The sequence below is a fragment of the Kribbella sp. NPDC023855 genome (assembly GCF_040639475.1).
GTDB lineage: Bacteria > Actinomycetota > Actinomycetes > Propionibacteriales > Kribbellaceae > Kribbella.
In genome coordinates this window covers 132,003-147,007 of record NZ_JBFAAA010000008.1, presented here as the reverse complement: position 1 = coordinate 147,007, position 15,005 = coordinate 132,003, and the positions used below count along the sequence as shown (strand labels likewise).

Annotated in this window: 16 protein-coding genes; 5 read left to right on the top strand and 11 right to left on the bottom strand. The window is 68.2% G+C overall.

What is annotated here, in order from left to right; all coding sequences use genetic code 11:
• Positions 1-39 precede the first annotated feature (39 nt).
• A complete protein-coding gene (locus AB0F51_RS26285; protein WP_360284243.1) occupies positions 40-1,002 on the top strand; it encodes an LLM class flavin-dependent oxidoreductase in 963 nt (320 codons plus the stop codon).
• On the opposite strand, the gene AB0F51_RS26280 is transcribed toward AB0F51_RS26285, so the two are convergent.
• From AB0F51_RS26280 to AB0F51_RS26235, 10 genes are all read right to left on the bottom strand, one after another.
• Positions 999-1,868 (bottom strand): carbohydrate ABC transporter permease, encoded by an 870-nt coding sequence (locus tag AB0F51_RS26280; RefSeq protein WP_360284242.1) that lies wholly within the window; start codon positions 1,866-1,868, stop codon positions 999-1,001. The two genes, AB0F51_RS26285 and AB0F51_RS26280, sit on opposite strands and share 4 nt — an antisense overlap.
• Positions 1,868-2,683: a sugar ABC transporter permease gene (locus tag AB0F51_RS26275; protein WP_360284459.1), complete on the bottom strand. Its 816-nt coding sequence runs from the start codon at positions 2,681-2,683 to the stop codon at positions 1,868-1,870. Before AB0F51_RS26275 ends, AB0F51_RS26280 begins: the two co-directional genes overlap by 1 nt.
• 203 nt (positions 2,684-2,886) lie before the next feature.
• On the bottom strand, positions 2,887-4,149 hold the full coding sequence (locus tag AB0F51_RS26270; protein ID WP_360284241.1) for a sugar ABC transporter substrate-binding protein: 1,263 nt from the start codon (positions 4,147-4,149) through the stop codon (positions 2,887-2,889).
• Positions 4,150-4,238: 89 nt separating this feature from the next.
• Positions 4,239-6,287 (bottom strand): hypothetical protein, encoded by a 2,049-nt coding sequence (locus tag AB0F51_RS26265; protein WP_360284240.1) that lies wholly within the window; start codon positions 6,285-6,287, stop codon positions 4,239-4,241.
• Between the two features lie 140 nt (positions 6,288-6,427).
• Positions 6,428-7,096: a hypothetical protein gene (locus AB0F51_RS26260; RefSeq protein ID WP_360284239.1), complete on the bottom strand. Its 669-nt coding sequence runs from the start codon at positions 7,094-7,096 to the stop codon at positions 6,428-6,430.
• Positions 7,093-8,247, bottom strand: a complete 1,155-nt coding sequence (locus AB0F51_RS26255; protein WP_360284238.1) for an L-histidine N(alpha)-methyltransferase — start codon at positions 8,245-8,247, stop codon at positions 7,093-7,095. Before AB0F51_RS26255 ends, AB0F51_RS26260 begins: the two co-directional genes overlap by 4 nt.
• Before the next feature lie 170 nt (positions 8,248-8,417).
• A complete protein-coding gene (locus AB0F51_RS26250) occupies positions 8,418-8,618 on the bottom strand; it encodes a cold shock domain-containing protein (protein ID WP_360284237.1) in 201 nt (66 codons plus the stop codon).
• 21 nt (positions 8,619-8,639) lie between these two features.
• A complete protein-coding gene (locus AB0F51_RS26245; protein ID WP_360284236.1) occupies positions 8,640-9,815 on the bottom strand; it encodes a Cmx/CmrA family chloramphenicol efflux MFS transporter in 1,176 nt (391 codons plus the stop codon).
• Positions 9,816-10,085: 270 nt separating this feature from the next.
• Entirely contained in the window at positions 10,086-10,265 is a 180-nt protein-coding gene (locus tag AB0F51_RS26240; protein ID WP_360284235.1) for a hypothetical protein, read from the bottom strand.
• A complete protein-coding gene (locus AB0F51_RS26235; protein WP_360284234.1) occupies positions 10,262-11,554 on the bottom strand; it encodes a PspC domain-containing protein in 1,293 nt (430 codons plus the stop codon). Before AB0F51_RS26235 ends, AB0F51_RS26240 begins: the two co-directional genes overlap by 4 nt.
• A 193-nt stretch (positions 11,555-11,747) precedes the next feature.
• Between AB0F51_RS26235 and AB0F51_RS26230 the strand changes: the two genes are divergently transcribed.
• From AB0F51_RS26230 to AB0F51_RS26220, 3 genes are all read left to right on the top strand, one after another.
• Positions 11,748-13,220, top strand: coding sequence for a PspC domain-containing protein (locus tag AB0F51_RS26230; protein ID WP_360284233.1), 1,473 nt, complete (start codon positions 11,748-11,750; stop codon positions 13,218-13,220).
• Positions 13,217-13,858: a response regulator transcription factor gene (locus AB0F51_RS26225; RefSeq protein WP_360284232.1), complete on the top strand. Its 642-nt coding sequence runs from the start codon at positions 13,217-13,219 to the stop codon at positions 13,856-13,858. The genes AB0F51_RS26230 and AB0F51_RS26225 overlap by 4 nt, the downstream gene beginning before the upstream one ends.
• A gap of 182 nt (positions 13,859-14,040) precedes the next feature.
• Complete coding sequence (locus tag AB0F51_RS26220; protein WP_360284231.1) at positions 14,041-14,394, top strand: hypothetical protein; 354 nt, start codon at positions 14,041-14,043, stop codon at positions 14,392-14,394.
• A 6-nt stretch (positions 14,395-14,400) separates the two neighbouring features.
• On the opposite strand, the gene rpsR is transcribed toward AB0F51_RS26220, so the two are convergent.
• Positions 14,401-14,649 (bottom strand): 30S ribosomal protein S18, encoded by a 249-nt coding sequence (rpsR, locus tag AB0F51_RS26215; RefSeq protein WP_360284230.1) that lies wholly within the window; start codon positions 14,647-14,649, stop codon positions 14,401-14,403.
• A 77-nt stretch (positions 14,650-14,726) separates the two neighbouring features.
• Between rpsR and rpmF the strand changes: the two genes are divergently transcribed.
• On the top strand, positions 14,727-14,888 hold the full coding sequence (gene rpmF / locus AB0F51_RS26210; protein WP_360284229.1) for a 50S ribosomal protein L32: 162 nt from the start codon (positions 14,727-14,729) through the stop codon (positions 14,886-14,888).
• Positions 14,889-15,005 lie beyond the last annotated feature (117 nt).

Sequence of the window (15,005 nt, the reverse complement as noted above, 5' to 3'; positions counted from 1 at the left end):
GCGAGGTCGGTCGATGTCAATGGACGGAAGGCGGCACCCATGCGGCTGGGGCTCTATCTGAACCTGTACGGCGACCCGGCGGACCGCCCGTCGCTGGAGGACGGGGTCGAGCAGGCCCGGCTGGCCGAGCAGGCCGGGTTCGACTGGGTGGTGCTCGGCGAGCGGCATCTGCACCGCCCGGGCTACCACGAAATCCTCACCTCGCTGACCTGGCTGGCCGCCAAGACCGAGCGGATCGGCATCGCCACCGCCGGCATCGTGGCGCCGCTCTACCAGCCGGTCGTGCTGGCCGAGACGCTCGCGCATCTCGACGTACTGTCGGGCGGCCGGCTGACCGCCGGCTTCGTGCTCGGCTACCGGCCCGAGGAGTTCGCCCTGTACGGCGTCACACAGGCCGAGCGGGTCGCGCGGTTCGAGGAGTGCCTCACCATCCTGACCAGGCTCTGGACCGAGGACAAGGTCAGTTACGACGGCCGGTTCACCAAGCTCGACGAGGCGTTCCTGTCGCCGAAGCCGGTCCAGCAGCCGAGACCGCGGATCTGGAACGGCGGCCGCGTCTCGGCGATGCTCGAACGCACCGCGCGGATGTGCGACGGCTGGACCACCTCGTTCAACGAACTGGACGCCGACCTGCCGGCGAAGATCGCGGAGTACCGGTCGTACCAGCGCGGCGAGCACACCTTGGGTGCCGAGGTCATCGTCTGCCGGGAGGCCTTCTGCGCACCGACCTCGCAGGCGGCCAGGCAGGCACTGGAGGAACCGCTGCGCGACCTCTACGACGCCTACACCGGCTGGAAGCGCACTTCCGCCGACGCGTCGCGCTACACCCAGGGCTGGGACGACATCGTTGCCCGCAGCATCATCGGCTCACCGGCCGAGTGCACCGAGAGAATCCAGTACTACGAAGAGCTCGGCGCCGACGGACTCGTCCTGCGCATCCAGCCCCCCGGCATGCCGCAAGCCGACGCCCTCCGCGCGATCGAGGCCTTCGGCAATCTCTAGGCTTTGAGACCTGTCATCGCAATGCTGTCGGTCAGATAGCGCTGCAGCAACCCGAACACGAGCAGACTCGGGATCACGGTGATGGTCGCCCCGGCCATGAGTTGGTTGATCGGGACGGCCTCGCTCTGCATGCTGGCCAGCCCGACGGTCAGCGTTTGCATGTGCGCCGACTGGCCGATCACCAGCGGCCAGAGGAAGTCGTTCCAGTGCCACAGGAACACGAAGATGCCGAGCGTCGCGAGCGCCGGGCGGACCAGCGGCAGCACGATCGTGGTGAAGGTGCGCCACTCCGAAGCGCCGTCGATCTCGGCGGCCTCGAACAGTTCGTCCGGCAACTGGCTGATGAACTGCCGCATCAGGAAGACCGCCTGCGAGTTCGCCAGCGTCGGCACCACCAGCCCCCAGTAGCCGTCCACCCAGCCCAGCTTCGAGACCAGGATGTACGACGGGATCAGGGTCGCCTGGAAAGGCACCATCAGCGTCGCCAGGAACGCCCAGAAGATCACCTCCCGGCCGGGGAAGCGTTTCTTCGCGAAGGCGTAGCCGGCCATCGCGGCGAACAGCAGGACGAAGACCACTGAGCCGACCGAGTAGATCAGCGAGTTCAGCGTCCAGCGCGGGACGTCCGAGCTGGACAGCACAGTGGAGAAGTTCTGCCAGGTCCAGCGGGACAAGTCGAACGCGGCGGGGAAGGTCTCGCCACTCGGCGGGGCGAAGGCGACCAGCACCATCGCCACGAACGGGACGATCGTCACGATCGCGGTCAGCGTGAGCAGCGTCGGCAACGTCAGCCGGGCCGGTGAGACGGCAGAGCGGCCACCTCGACCAGGCGATCGCCGAGCGGAAGCCGAGAGTGCAGCGCTCATCAGTCGTCCCTCCCGACCAGCCGGCGCTGGACCAGCGAGACGACCAGCACGATCAGGAACAGCACCAGCCCGATCGCGCTCGCGTAGCCGAAGTCGAAGAACCTGAAGCCGGAGTCGTAGAGCAGGTAGACCAGCGAGTAGCTGGCCCGGATCGGGCCGCCCCCGGTCATCACGTACATCGCGTCGAAGACCTGGAACGCGCCGATCGTCTCGATCACCAGCACGAAGAACAGCACCGGCCGCAACTGCGGAAGCGTGACGTACCGGAACCGTTGCCACCGGCCCGCGCCGTCGATCATCGCCGCCTCCAGGTAGGACTGCGGGACGGCCTGCAGCCCCGCCAGCAGGATCAGCATCGAATAGCCGAAACCCTTCCAGGCCGAGGTCAGCGCGATCGAGGGCAGCACCAGCCCGGCCTCGCCGAGATAGTCGAACGGGCCGAGGGAGAGCAGTCCGAGGACGCCGTTGAGCAGGCCGTCCTCGGCGTCGTAGATCCACTTCCAGACCACCGCCGCGAGCACGATGCTGGTGACGTAGGGCAGGAAGAACACCCCGCGGAAGAAGCCGCGGCTCCAGACCACCTGGTGCAGCAGCAGCGCCGTACCGAGGGACAGCAGGACGGTCAGCGGCACGAAGATCACCGTGTAGGTGAGGGTGACCAGCAGGCTCTCGTGGAACAGCTTGTCCCCGAGCAGCCGGGAATAGTTGTCCAGGGCAATGAACGACCACTGGCCGCTGAGCCGGTAGTCGGTCAGCGAGAGCAGGAACGCACCCACCACCGGGACGAACCGGAAGACCACGAACAGCACCAGCATCGGTGCCACGAACAACAACCCCGCGAGCGAACGGCGGGACAGGCGCCGGCGGGGCCGGTACAGGCGAGCCCCGCGCCGACGAGGGAACCGCGGCGACAGACCCGGACGCGCCGCCCGCGCGGCCGAGTCTGTCGCCTGGTTCTCATCTCCCGGGGTTGCCGCGCGGCCTCCCTCCGTCATTGCCGCGCGACCTCCCCGTGAGCTCAACGCTGTCTCGACAGCAGGTCGTCAGCCTGCTTGGCAGCGTCGTCCAGGGCCTGTTGAGGCGTTTTCTTGCCGCTCAGTGCGGCCTGCAGTTCCACGGCGAGCAGCGACATCACCTGACGGGCGGCCGGGTTCGGCTCGCCCGGGTAGGCGTACTCGAGGGCGGCGGCGAACTTCTCCGCCTGCGCGTCCTTGGCGGGGATCTTCGCGTCGGTCCGCGGCGACAGGAAGCCGGACGCGGTCCCGAGGCTGATCAGCTGCTTCGGGTCCGTCATGAAGGCGAGGAACTTCTCCGCCCCGGCCGCGTTCTTCGATGCCGCGTTGATGGCCAGCCCGCCTGGCGTGCCGAAGGTGATCTGCTTCTTGCCCTTCAGCGGAAGCCCGATGATGACGTTGCCCGCACCCCAGCTGGTCGCCGCCACCGCGGCGTCGGCCGGCGAGTTGTTGAAGCCCATCGCCACCTCCTGCTTGCCCAGCGCCGCGTCAGCGACCACGTTGCCCTTGGACAGCGCGCTCTTGGGGATCGCGCCCTGGTTGAACAGGGTGGTCAGGAAGGTGAGCGCCTCGACACCGGGCGCCTGGTTGAAGGCGGCCTTCTTGCCGTCCTCGGAGAAGACCGAGCCACCGGCCTGCCAGAGCAGCGGGTAGAAGTTGAGGTTCAGCGTCGCGGCGGGCAAGGCCGAGTAGTCGAGGGTCGCGACCCCGGCGGCCTTGAGTTTCGGCGCGGCCGCCTTGATCTCGTCCCAGGTCTGCGGCGGCGTGGTGATGCCGGCCTTGTCGAGCAGCTTCTTGTTGTACATGGTCGTCGTGACCGTGTGGTAGATCGGCGCGGCGTAGACCTTGCCGTCGACGGTCAGCGCCTTGACGGCGGCCGGCAGGAAGTTGCTCTTGGCCGGCTCGAGCACCTTGTCGACGGGCGCCAGCGATCCGTTCTTCACGTACTGCGGGACCTGGTCGGGGTTCAGCAGGACGATGTCCGGACCCTTGCCGCCGGAGAACGCGGTGGCGAGCTTCTGGTCCCGGTTCTCCCACGGCACCAGCTCGATCTTCACGTCGGTCCCGGCGTTGGCCGCCTCGAAGTCCTTCTCGATCTGCGCCCAGTACGCCGTACTGGCCTGCTGGTCGGCGATCACCGGGTGCATCCAGACGGTGATCGGGTCGGACGATGACGACGGCTCGTCGGAGCCACCGCACGCCGTGAGCGAGGCGGCCACCGCGAACGCGGCGAGCGGCGCCAGGAAGCGGCTGACACTGGTTTTCATCGGACCCCTCTGTCCAGAGATGAACCGGCGGATGGACTGTCCGAGTAATAACGGCCCAGGCCGAAAGTACTGGGACGACTTTCGGCCTGTCAACGATTTAGACGGACCGTGAACAGATGTGGCCCGGTTGTGATCAGCAACTGACTGTTGCCCCGGACCGCCAATCGGGTGTTCGGGTGGGTGACGAAGACGGGCGGGGTGGTGCGCTGCCAGGGAGCCAGCTTGTAGATCCGGTTGCCGTCGATCCCGGCGTACAGGGCGTCGCGGGTGGCAACGATGTCGCCGCCGGCGTTGGTGGTGCCCAGATCGAACCGTCGCTTGAGCCGGCCTCGCAGCGTGTCGACCGCGAAGATGGTCTTGCCGGCCACGCCCCACAGCAGTCCGTCGGGACCGAGAGCGACCGAGTTGACCGTCCCGGCGCCCGCGATGGGCGTCTCCCACAGCTTGCGGGAGTGCCGCACGTCCCAGGCGAAGACGGTGCCCTCGGTGCGGGTCGGCGGAGTCGTGGCCAGACCGCCGGTGATCGACGTGCCGCCGTACACGATGTTCCGGTCGGCGGCGAGGCCGAAGACGCTCTGGTCCTGGACGACGTTGCGGAAGGTCTGCGTCGTACCGGTCGCGGGGTCGTGGATCACCAGTGCGCCGCCGAGCCGGTCGCCTTCGGGCACGGTGCCGACGGCGATCTTGCCGTCGACCTCGACCAGGGCCCGGGCGCGCATCTGCAGTTCGGTCTTGAGGTTGGCCCGGAGCTTGGGGTTGTCCGGCGTACCGGGTGGTCCGGGTGAGTACTCCGGGCTGCTCCACGGCTGGCTCGGGTCCCAGGAGTACAGCCGCGCCTCGGGGTAGGTACCGAGCCAGACCCGGCCGTCGGACGCCTCCAGGATCGCCTCGGTCTGGGAGAACCGGTTGAAGGTCGCCGCGCCGGTGACCGGATCCACCGCCGACACCCCGCCGTTGAGGTAGCCGCCGACGTACGCCGATTGCTTGCCTCCGGCAATCGAGATGATGTCGATCGGTTCGCGCCGGACCTGCGCCTGGATGATGCTGGACTTGCCGGTCTGCGGGTTGTAGCGGAACAGCTCACCGCGCCACAGCGTCCCGACGATGCTCTTGCCCGGATAGTCCGGCAGGCCGAGCTCGGCCCAGCCGATCGACCGGGTGTTCTGGATCCGCCCGGTGAAGGTCAGACCGGTGCCGGTCGAGGTCTTCGTGACGGGGTCGTAGCGCTTGAGTTCGCTCTGCTGGATCAGGTAGATCTCGCCCTGGTCGCCGGCCGGTGAGACGTCCAGGCCGTGGGCCCCGGGGAGTTCGTCGACCCAGGTGCGGGTGGCGAGGTCGTAGACGAAGAGCCGGCCCGGGTACGCCGAACCGTAGCGCGCGTAGAGCCGGCCGTCCCGGACGTTGAGGTCGTGGACGGTGAGGTTCTTGATGTCCGGAATCCCTGGTGGGGTGGGGATCTCGGTCACCACTCCGCTGACCGGATCCAGCTCGGCGAGGTGCGCGTCGGGATGCGTACCGGCGTACACCTTGCCGTTCGCGTACTCGATGCTCCGGACGTAGGGCTGGCCCGGAATGATCTGGCCGTAGTCGCGGACAGTGCCGGTGGCGGCCTCGTACCGGAAGACCTTGCCGTTCGGGTACGTGCCGCCGTAGACGTTGCCCTGCTCGTCAGAGGCTATCCGCCAGATATAGCTCTCGCCGGGGATCGCGGGGCCGAGGTCCTCGACCGTGTTGCCGCTGCCGGGACGCCAGCGGTAGAGATGCCCGTTGATGTAGGTGCCGGCGTAGATGCTCCCGTCCGGTGTCGCAGTGACGGCGTACCCCGAGTCAGCGCCCGGCAGCGGAGCCGAGATCAAGGTGGCTCCGGTAGCCGGATCGATGGCGTTCAGGTAGCCCGGCTTGCCGGTGGAGACGTTCCAGATCGCTGCCTTCCCGGCGTCGGGACCGGGCGCGACCGTACCGCCGATCAGCAGCAGGTCGGACAGCGGAATCCCCAGCGGTACAACAGTCGGTGGAGCCGACTCGACCGGTACGACGGTTGGCGGGGCCTGCTTTCTCGGGCCGGCTTCGGCCGCCGCCAGGGGAACCGTCAGCAGCGCGGCGAGGGCGATGGTCAGGAGCGCACGCGGTGGTCGCATCGGCGACGCCTCCCACAGAGGAGCGAATAACGGCCTTGTCCGAAAGTAGAGCCGTCGGTCGTTGTCGCGTCAAGATCTCGGCTGCTGCCGCTTGCTGCAGAAGCTGGCGGTCGTTTATCGGCCCCGCCCGATAAACGACCTCAGGGATTCGGAAGGCGCTTCAGCAGCGTTTCGAGCATCTCGCGGGTGGCGGCGAAGTAACTGTTCTCCCGGGTCAGCGCGCGGTGGAAGGCGGCCAGTTCCTCGGCGGAGATCGTGCTGGAGAAGGTGCTGATCTCGGTCAGGTCGAGGCGCCGGTTGAACAGGTGCACGGTGTCCCGCCAGCGATGCAGCAAGGTAACCAGCTCGGCGTCGCGATGCCGGACGAGGGCGCCCGACACGAGCGCGAGATCAACGGCCGAGACGACCAGGCGCGGATAGACCTGCCGCTGCGTCGGTGTCCGCGGCGAGAACCGCTCGTCGGCCAGCAACCGGGTGTTCTCCTGCAACTCGTCAGCCACAGCCCGCAGTACGCCGGTACGCCGCTCCGCCTCCGCGCTGAGCCGCTCGACGAAGATGCCGGTCAACCCGGCCACCAGAGTCAGCGAGTTGACCGCCGGCTCCCAGCGACTGTTGTCCGGCCAGAAGAACCACACCACACCGAGCACGAACGCGACCGCCAGCAACCCGTAGCTGACCGCCGTCACCACAGTCCGCCGGTACGCCGCCCACCGGGCATCGCCCCGCGTTGCGCGCAGTACGCCGGTCAGGACCCGCAGCCGCGCGAGCACCCGCCACCGGTCGCGCCGGACGGCAGGCGGACCGGTCATCGGGCCCAGATGTCGTCGGCGAGGGTGTTGACCGTATCGCCGGCGGTGCCCTTGGCCAGCAGCAGCAGGTCCAGGCCGAACGGGCTGGGCCGTCGCGCGTAGCGGAACCCGGAGTGGGCGTGCTCGATCGCGACCAGGCCGCACGCGGCGGTCAGCTTCTTCAGCCGCTCGGTGGAGAACTTGCGGGTCGTGTAGAGCAGGATCGTGTCGTCGGGCTCGAGCACCACCTGGGTGTGGTCGGGCAGGCCCATCGTGATCGGGGCGTCGGTGGTGTTCTGCCAGACGATCTTGACCAGCAACGCGTCGTCGTCCTCGACCTCGCCGCGGAAGTCGATCAGTTCGCTGTCGATCCGCAGGTCCGTGTTGTACCGCAGGGCGCTGGTGACGAACTCCGCGAACGCACGGGTCTGGTGGTACTCGTCGGCGGCCGCCTTCGCCGCCTCCTGGTCGAGACTGCTGGTGCTGGCCACCTCGAGCAGCAGGCGGTCCTGCGGGCGTAGTACGCGAGTGATGGTGGCGAGCAGGTCCAGGTCGCTCTCGAAGTTGGCCAGCGTGTTGCCGGTCAGCGTGTAGAGGATCGGCTCGTCGCCGACCAGCCGGGCCAGCAACTGGCCGACCTCTTTCACGTTGTGGTCGATGGAGAAGTCGATCTGCAGCGGCAGCACCTGGGCCATCGGGAAGCCGACCCCGCGGACCGGCTCCTGGCTGCCCATCCGGAGCATCTCCGAGCTCATGTCGATCGGGATGTAGAACATGTCCGGGTTCTGCTGGTACAGGTCGGCCAGGATCGTGCGGTCCTTCACGCCGGTCCCGACGCCGAGGCTGACGAAGTGGAAACCGCCCTGGTCGACGTGCGGGCGGATCCGGCGCCAGTGCCGCAGGAACGACTCCGCGCCCGCCTTCATCACCAGGTAGAACGGGTCGTTGGTCGCGTTCGCCCAGGCGATCGTCGGGCCGATCCCCCAGTAGGAGAAGCCGGAGGTGATCTGCTTGCCGTCGCCGGTCCGCGAGTACGGACCACGCAGGTCGCCGGTCAGCGTGGCCAGCTTGTCCGTCTGGTCCTCGCCGACCAGCACCATCGTCCAGGCGAAGTCGTCGTCGGCCAGCGCCTGCTCGAGCTTGCGGATCACCTGCACCGGCTCGTCCGTCACGTTGGTACCCCTCCCACGGTGAGAGGTCAGGTTACCGGTTGGCCACGCTCCGCGCAGGTGTGGAAAAGCCCTGCCCGGCCGATACTCCGGTCCGGCCGGGCCAGGGCTCGCCGCGCTGGGTCAGAGCTCTGGGTCAGAGCGCTGGGCCGAGCGTTGGGCACAGCGCTGGGTCAGAGGGTTTTCACCGCGTCGGCCTCTCGGCCCTTGGGTCCGTCAACTACCTCGAACTCGACCTGCTGGCCGTCCTCGAGCGTCTTGTAGCCGTCGGAGACGATCTTGCTCCAGTGGACGAACACGTCGTCCTGGCCGTCGACGGCCAGAAAGCCGTAGCCCTTGTCGGCGTTGAACCACTTCACGGTGCCGCGCACCATCTCTTCAACTCCCGTAGACCTTCAACGGGACCCGCTCACCGGATCCCTCGGGTGCCCGTCACCGGCAGTGAAACCGGTTGATCGGGCGGTCAACAAGACTAGCCCAGCAGCCGCCGCCACGAGTGCGGCGCTGACCCACAACGGCGCCCGAAAGCCGAAACCGGCGATCGCGAGCCCACCCAGCACCGGCCCGACGGCCGCCCCGACGTTGAGCGCGGCAGTGGCAAGACCCGCTCCCAGTACTCCGAGATCGGCAGCCGCGTAGAGCGCCAACGCGATCAGCGTCGACCCGACCGCGAACGACAGGGCGCCTTGCACCAGGACCAGCACCACAACAGCAGCCGGTACTGCGGCCAGCAACCCGAAGGCGCACCACCCGACCAGCAAGGCGGTGCCGCCAACCGCTAGCACCCGCAGGGGACATTTGTCGGCCAGCCGCCCGGCGACGGTGACTCCGGCGAAGGACCCGATCCCGAAGAGGGCAAGCATCACCGGTACCCAGCCCGCGCCGAAGTCCGCTGTCTCGGTGATGACCGGGGCGAGGTAGACGAAGCTGCAGAAGGTCGCGCCGTTGACGAGGGCACCCAATGACAACCGGAGGACCAGGTCGTTGCTGATCAGGCCTCTGCGACGAGGTGGTGAGGGAGTGGGGGGAGTGCTGGGGAGTTGGTAGGCCGCGGCGATGAGGGCAGGGAGGCAGATGGCGGCTACTGCCCAGAAGGCGCTGCGCCAGCCGTAGTACTGGCCTAGTAGGGCGCCACCGGGGACGCCGGCGATGCAGGCGAGTGTGGTGCCGCTCAGGAGGATGGCCGTTGCTCGCCCTTTGGCGTCCGGCCGGACCAGGGTGGTGGCAGTGGTCAGAGCCAAGGCCAGGAAGGCAGCGTTGGCCATGGCGGCCACGATCCGGGTGATCAGCAGGATCGTGAAGCTGCTGGTGAGGGCGCCGATCACGTGCACCACCAGGAACAGGCTCAGGGTGAGCAGCAGCGCGGGACGGCGGGGCCAGCGGCTGCCGAGGACGGCGATCGCCGGGGCGCCGACGACCATGCCGATCGCGAAGGCGGACGTCAGCCAGCCGGTCGCCGGCAGGGAGACGCCGAGGTCGTGGGAGATGTCGGGGCCCAGCCCCGAGAGCATGAATTCGGAGGTCGCCTGGGCGAAAACGGCCAGGCCGAGCAGGTAGAGCAGGAAAGGCATCGCGAGAAGACTCCGCAACCATCGAAGTAACCGACGGGGCGGTCCGCGCCCGCCGGATCAGCGGTGGTTGCTTCTGTCTGCCTCAGGACCCGACACGTCCCGCACTCTAGGAGAGCGAATCCGCCGAGGGCCAGCCAATTAGCCGCGCTGGGAAGCGACCCGGCGGCGAATCAGCCGGGCTGGGAACCGGCCAGGGCCGGCGAATTAGCTGCGCTGGGAACCGTAGGGCCGGCGAATTAGCTGCGCTGGGAACAGGCCAGAGTCGGCGAGTTAGCCGCGTTGGGAGGCGGCTAGGCCGATGATGCCGGCGGCGACCAGGAGCAGGGCCGCGGTGAGGCCGAGGTCGTCGGTCTGGACCACGCCGTTGTCGTTGAGGATCAGGATCGTGGCGCCGCCGGACAGGACGGTGCCGGCGATGATGCCGGGGACGTCCGGTTTTGTCTTCCTCATCCGCGCTCCACCCTGATGCTGCCGAGCTTGAGGTGCAGGTCCAGGACGACCGACGCCGGTCCGATCTTGCCGTCGGCACCGAGGTCGTTCAGCGTCATCTTCGCATCCTGGCCACCCTTCTTCACGGTGAAGGCGTCCACCTCGCCGGTGTCGGTCAGCACGGTGCCGACCGCGTCGACGTTCGCGGGCAGCTTCACGACGACGTCACCGACGCCGCCGTCGACGACCACCTTGGCGCCCGGTTGGAAGACCGCCTTGGTCAGGTCCAGGTGAACCGTGCCGGCGTCGAACTGGTGCGTCATGTTCGTGGGGCCGACCGTGCTCTGCGGGGTGGCGACGAAGTTCGTGTCGGCGAACTTGCGCGGTACGGAGGGGAAGACTGTGCTTGCCGCGATGCAGGCCGCCAGCAGGATGCCCAGCGGGAGCAGCCCGAGGGTCTTGCCCACGAACCCGCCGAGGAGCATGCCCAGGCCGAGCGTGATCAGCCCGATGGTCAGGGTCGTCGTGGTCGACGCCTCCGACAGATAGGCGACTGACAGCGCCACCCCCGTCGCCAGCACGATGGCAGGCTTCAGGCCCTTGACCCCCTTCACCGGCGGGGCCGCGGCTGTGCGAGTGGCCGTGGCGGTTCTGGCCGGCGGCTCGTCGACGTACAGGCCCAGGGGGTCGTCCTCGGTCCACACAGGCTGGACCGGCTCGGTCACCCGGTCCTGGGGGCGCTGCGTGGCCGGGGACGCCTGGTCCGCCGGGGGACTAGGCGGGCCGCTCTGGGTGGGCGCGCTGTACTGCGGCCCGCTGGGCGGGGGAGTCTGAGCAGGAGCGCTGCCGTTCGAGCCGTTACTGCGGTGACCCCAGCTGCTCCAGTTGTGGCCCTTGCGGCGGAAGACGAACAGCCAGAGCAGTGCGAGCACCACCAGCGGGCCGGGGACCATCTTGCCGAAGTTGAACGACGACATCATCGCGATGGCGAAGAACACGCAGGTGCCGATCACGATCGGCCACAGCCACGGGTGGTCGATCCGGACCTTGTCGCCGAGCAGGCCCTGGGCGGCGGAGCGGTCGGTGCCCTCGCCCGGCATCAGCATCCAGGCGGCGAGGTAGAAGATGATGCCGGGGCCGCTGAGGATCAGTACTGCCATCACGACCCGGATCAGCACGGGGTCGACGTTCAGCGCCCGGCCCATGCCGCCGCAGACCCCGGCGAGCATCCGGTCGGACCGGCTGCGACGCCAACTCTGCACGTCTTTCAGCTGCTCGCGGTCGAATCCCCCGCTCGAGTTCTGCTCCATGCCATCGATACTGTCCCCTCCCGGCCGCGCAGAACATCGGGGATACCCCTGCGTGGACCCCGGCTCGCCGTCCGGGCCCGCTCGGCTAGGGGTTGTCCCCGGCCCGACCCTGAGCGCGGGGAGCGGCTGTTGAGGAGTCAGCCGGGGAGAAGCCTGCTGGTCTGCGGGCTGCCGGCATGTGACGATCGTGGGGATGACACAGCCAGCTGCTGCCGCGCCCACGGGCGGGCCCCCGACTCCTGGGGGACCGGTCGGCAGTTCGTATGCCCAGGGACCGCAATACGGCGCCGGTCCGCAGTACGGCCCCGCAGGCGCGCAGTACGGCCCGCCAGGTCCGCAGTACGGGCCACAAGGTCCGCAGTACGGCGCCCCCGGCCAGCAGCAGCCGCCCGGTAACGAGCCGCCGCCGGTACGCCGGGCCTACAGGCGGGCTGACGGCCGCGTCCTGAGTGGTGTGGCCGGTGGTATCGCAGACCACCTGAACGTGTCCGACACCGTCGTCCGGCTGGTCTTCATCGCCGCGACAGTGTTCGGCGGGTTCGGCGTACTGATCTATGCGGCGCTGTGGTTTCTGATGCCGCTGGAGATCCCGACCGGTCCGAACGCGCCCGGCCTGGCCGCGGCGACCCGGAAGGGCATGCGGCCCGAGACTCCGGCGCCACCGATCACCTCGGCCTCCAAGGAGCGCCGCAAGGAGAAGAACCGCGGCCAGCTGACCGCGCTCGCTGTTGTCGCCGTCGGCGTCCTCCTGCTGCTCAACGTGGCCGGGATCGGTATCGCCGGCAAGATGTTCTGGCCGCTCGTCTTCGCAGGCACCGGTCTGGCACTGATCTGGCGGCAGGCCGACGAGGGTCAGAAGCTCGCCTGGACGACGAAGGCGCCGACCCTCGGAGCGCTGTTCGGCAAGGGCGGCCTGAAGTCGGTCATCCGGGTAGCTGTCGGGCTCATCCTCATCGGGACCGCCATCACGGTGTTCCTGGTGCAGAACGGCCGGCTGTCGATGGTTGGCGACGTACTGGTCGCTCTGCTGCTGGCAGTGGTCGGTATCGGCGTCATCGCCGGCCCCTGGGTCCACCGGCTCACCCGTGACCTCAACGCCGAGCGCGGGGAGCGCATCCGCTCGCAGGAGCGCGCGGACATGGCCGCTCACCTGCACGACTCGGTGCTGCAGACACTGGCTCTGATCCAGAAGCAGGCGAGCGACCCGCGGGCCGTAGTACGGCTGGCCCGGGCGCAGGAGCGCGACCTGCGGTCCTGGCTGTACGACGAGGATGACAAGACCGACCAGACCCTGTCCGGCGCGGCCAAGCGGGCTGCTGCCGAGGTGGAGGACTCGCACGGCGTACCGGTCGAGGTGGTGACCGTCGGCGACTGCGACCTGACCGAGGGACTGTCGGCGATGGTCCGGGCGGCGCGGGAATCGATGGTGAACGCCGCGAAGCACTCCGGAGCTGACAAGATCGACGTGTTCGTCGAGGTGGACGGGGACCGGGCCGAGATGTTCGTCCGGGATCGCGGCAAGGGCTTCGACACCGACGGGGTGCCGGAGGACCGGTTGGGGCTGCGGCACAGCGTGATGGGCAGGATGGAACGGCACGGCGGCCGCGCAACAGTGCGGTCGAGCCCGGAGACAGGCACCGAAGTGCGACTGGAGATGGACAGATGACGCAGAGGCGAGTGGTGGTCATCGACGACCACGACATGTTCCGGGCAGGCGTGCGCAGCGAGATCGGCGCCTCGGTCGAGATCGTCGGCGAGGGCGCCGACGTGGAGTCCGCGGTGAAGGCGATCGCCGGGACCGAGCCGGACGTGGTGCTGCTCGACGTGCACCTGCCCGGTGGCGGTGGCATCGAGGTGATGAAGCAGGTGCACCAGCGGCACCCGGACATCAAGTTCCTCGCGCTGTCGGTGTCCGACGCGGCCGAGGACGTGATCGGCGTGATCCGGGCCGGCGCCCGCGGCTACGTCACCAAGAACATCAGCGGTACCGAGCTGGTCGACGCGATCGGCCGGGTCGCCGACGGCGACGCGGTCTTCTCGCCCCGGCTGGCCGGCTTCGTCCTGGACGCGTTCTCCGGCGCGATCGACATCGCCTCGGTCGACGAGGACCTGGACCGGCTGTCCCAGCGCGAGCGCGAGGTCCTGCGCCTGATCGCCCGCGGCTACGCGTACAAGGAAGTAGCCCGCGAGCTGTTCATCTCGGTGAAAACCGTCGAAACCCACGTCTCCTCGGTCCTCCGCAAACTCCAACTCTCCAACCGCCACGAACTAACCCGCTGGGCAACCGACCGCCGCCTGGTCTGACAAAAGCAAAAAACAAAAGCAAAAAACAAAAGCAAAGGATAGAGCGCGTCGGCCTGTGGCCAGGGCTCGGTGCCGCGCGTTCAGGTCGCCTGCTTGTGTCTGCGCCGGATCGAAGGACTGCTCAGGTGTCGCAGTGGCCTACCCGCCGCCGAACCTCCCGGAGCACTGCCTAGAGTGACGGCATGGATTTTGTGCGCGATGTGCTGACGTTGCTTCATCTGGTTGGGTTTGCTGCGTTGTTCGGGGGGTTCTTCGTTCAGTTGAAGGCGGCTCGGCCGGTGGTTAACAACGCTATGTTGCATGGGGCGCTGACCCAACTGGTGACGGGTGTTCTGCTGGTGGGTATCGCGTCCGGGGTCAAGGACGACGACTTCACCGTCGACAACACCAAAATCGGCGTGAAGCTGCTCGTCGTCCTGGGCATCACGGTGCTGGTTTTTCTGCACCGCAAGCGCCCGTCGATCAGCCGGGGCATGCTGTTCACCATCGGCGGCCTGACCCTGCTCAACGCGATCATCGCCGTCTTCTGGCACTGATCCCGATCAGCGGGTGGTGGAGCTGTAGGGCAGCAGGGCCATCTCCCGGGCATTCTTGATCGCCCGGGAGATCTGCTTCTGCTGCTGCACCGTCAGGCCGGTGACCCGGCGGGAGCGGATCTTGCCGCGGTCGGAGATGAACTTCCGCAGCAGCGCCGTGTCCTTGTAGTCGACGAACTCGATGCCGTCGCGTTTGAACGGGTTCTGCTTCGGCTTGCGTCCGCGTCCGTCGGCCGCCTTGTCACGTCGTGCCATCGCCAGAGCCTTCCTTGCTGTTGATAATCATTTTCAACTAGCATAGCCGCTGTTCAGCCGAGCAGAGGAGATGGGTCATGGCGGTACCGAAGCGCAAGATGTCCAGGTCGAACACCCGCAGCCGGCGGGCGCAGTGGAAGGCCACGCCGGCCGACCTGGTGCCGATCACGGTCAACGGCCGGCAACTGCGGGTGCCGCGGCGGCTCGTCCGGGCCTACCAACTGGGTTTGATCGAGTGACGCCGGGGTGAGGCCGCGGGTGAGGTCTCGGGTGAGGCGGATGGCGGGTTCCGGCCAGGGCACACATTCGCCACCCCGGCAGAGCAGCAGGGGGCTTTGCCGCTGTTATACCGTCGA

Bases quoted from the DNA above. Each gene is read 5' to 3' on its own strand.
- AB0F51_RS26285 (WP_360284243.1), top strand. From the start codon at position 40: ATGCGGCTGGGGCTCTATCTGAACCTGTACGGCGACCCGGCGGACCGC.
- AB0F51_RS26280 (WP_360284242.1), bottom strand. From the start codon at position 1,868: ATGAGCGCTGCACTCTCGGCTTCCGCTCGGCGATCGCCTGGTCGAGGT.
- AB0F51_RS26275 (WP_360284459.1), bottom strand. From the start codon at position 2,683: ATGCTGGTGCTGTTCGTGGTCTTCCGGTTCGTCCCGGTGGTGGGTGCG.
- AB0F51_RS26270 (WP_360284241.1), bottom strand. From the start codon at position 4,149: ATGAAAACCAGTGTCAGCCGCTTCCTGGCGCCGCTCGCCGCGTTCGCG.
- AB0F51_RS26265 (WP_360284240.1), bottom strand. From the start codon at position 6,287: ATGCGACCACCGCGTGCGCTCCTGACCATCGCCCTCGCCGCGCTGCTG.
- AB0F51_RS26260 (WP_360284239.1), bottom strand. From the start codon at position 7,096: ATGACCGGTCCGCCTGCCGTCCGGCGCGACCGGTGGCGGGTGCTCGCG.
- AB0F51_RS26250 (WP_360284237.1), bottom strand. From the start codon at position 8,618: ATGGTGCGCGGCACCGTGAAGTGGTTCAACGCCGACAAGGGCTACGGC.
- AB0F51_RS26245 (WP_360284236.1), bottom strand. From the start codon at position 9,815: ATGCCTTTCCTGCTCTACCTGCTCGGCCTGGCCGTTTTCGCCCAGGCG.
- AB0F51_RS26240 (WP_360284235.1), bottom strand. From the start codon at position 10,265: ATGAGGAAGACAAAACCGGACGTCCCCGGCATCATCGCCGGCACCGTC.
- AB0F51_RS26235 (WP_360284234.1), bottom strand. From the start codon at position 11,554: ATGGAGCAGAACTCGAGCGGGGGATTCGACCGCGAGCAGCTGAAAGAC.
- AB0F51_RS26230 (WP_360284233.1), top strand. From the start codon at position 11,748: ATGACACAGCCAGCTGCTGCCGCGCCCACGGGCGGGCCCCCGACTCCT.
- AB0F51_RS26225 (WP_360284232.1), top strand. From the start codon at position 13,217: ATGACGCAGAGGCGAGTGGTGGTCATCGACGACCACGACATGTTCCGG.
- AB0F51_RS26220 (WP_360284231.1), top strand. From the start codon at position 14,041: ATGGATTTTGTGCGCGATGTGCTGACGTTGCTTCATCTGGTTGGGTTT.
- rpsR (WP_360284230.1), bottom strand. From the start codon at position 14,649: ATGGCACGACGTGACAAGGCGGCCGACGGACGCGGACGCAAGCCGAAG.
- rpmF (WP_360284229.1), top strand. From the start codon at position 14,727: ATGGCGGTACCGAAGCGCAAGATGTCCAGGTCGAACACCCGCAGCCGG.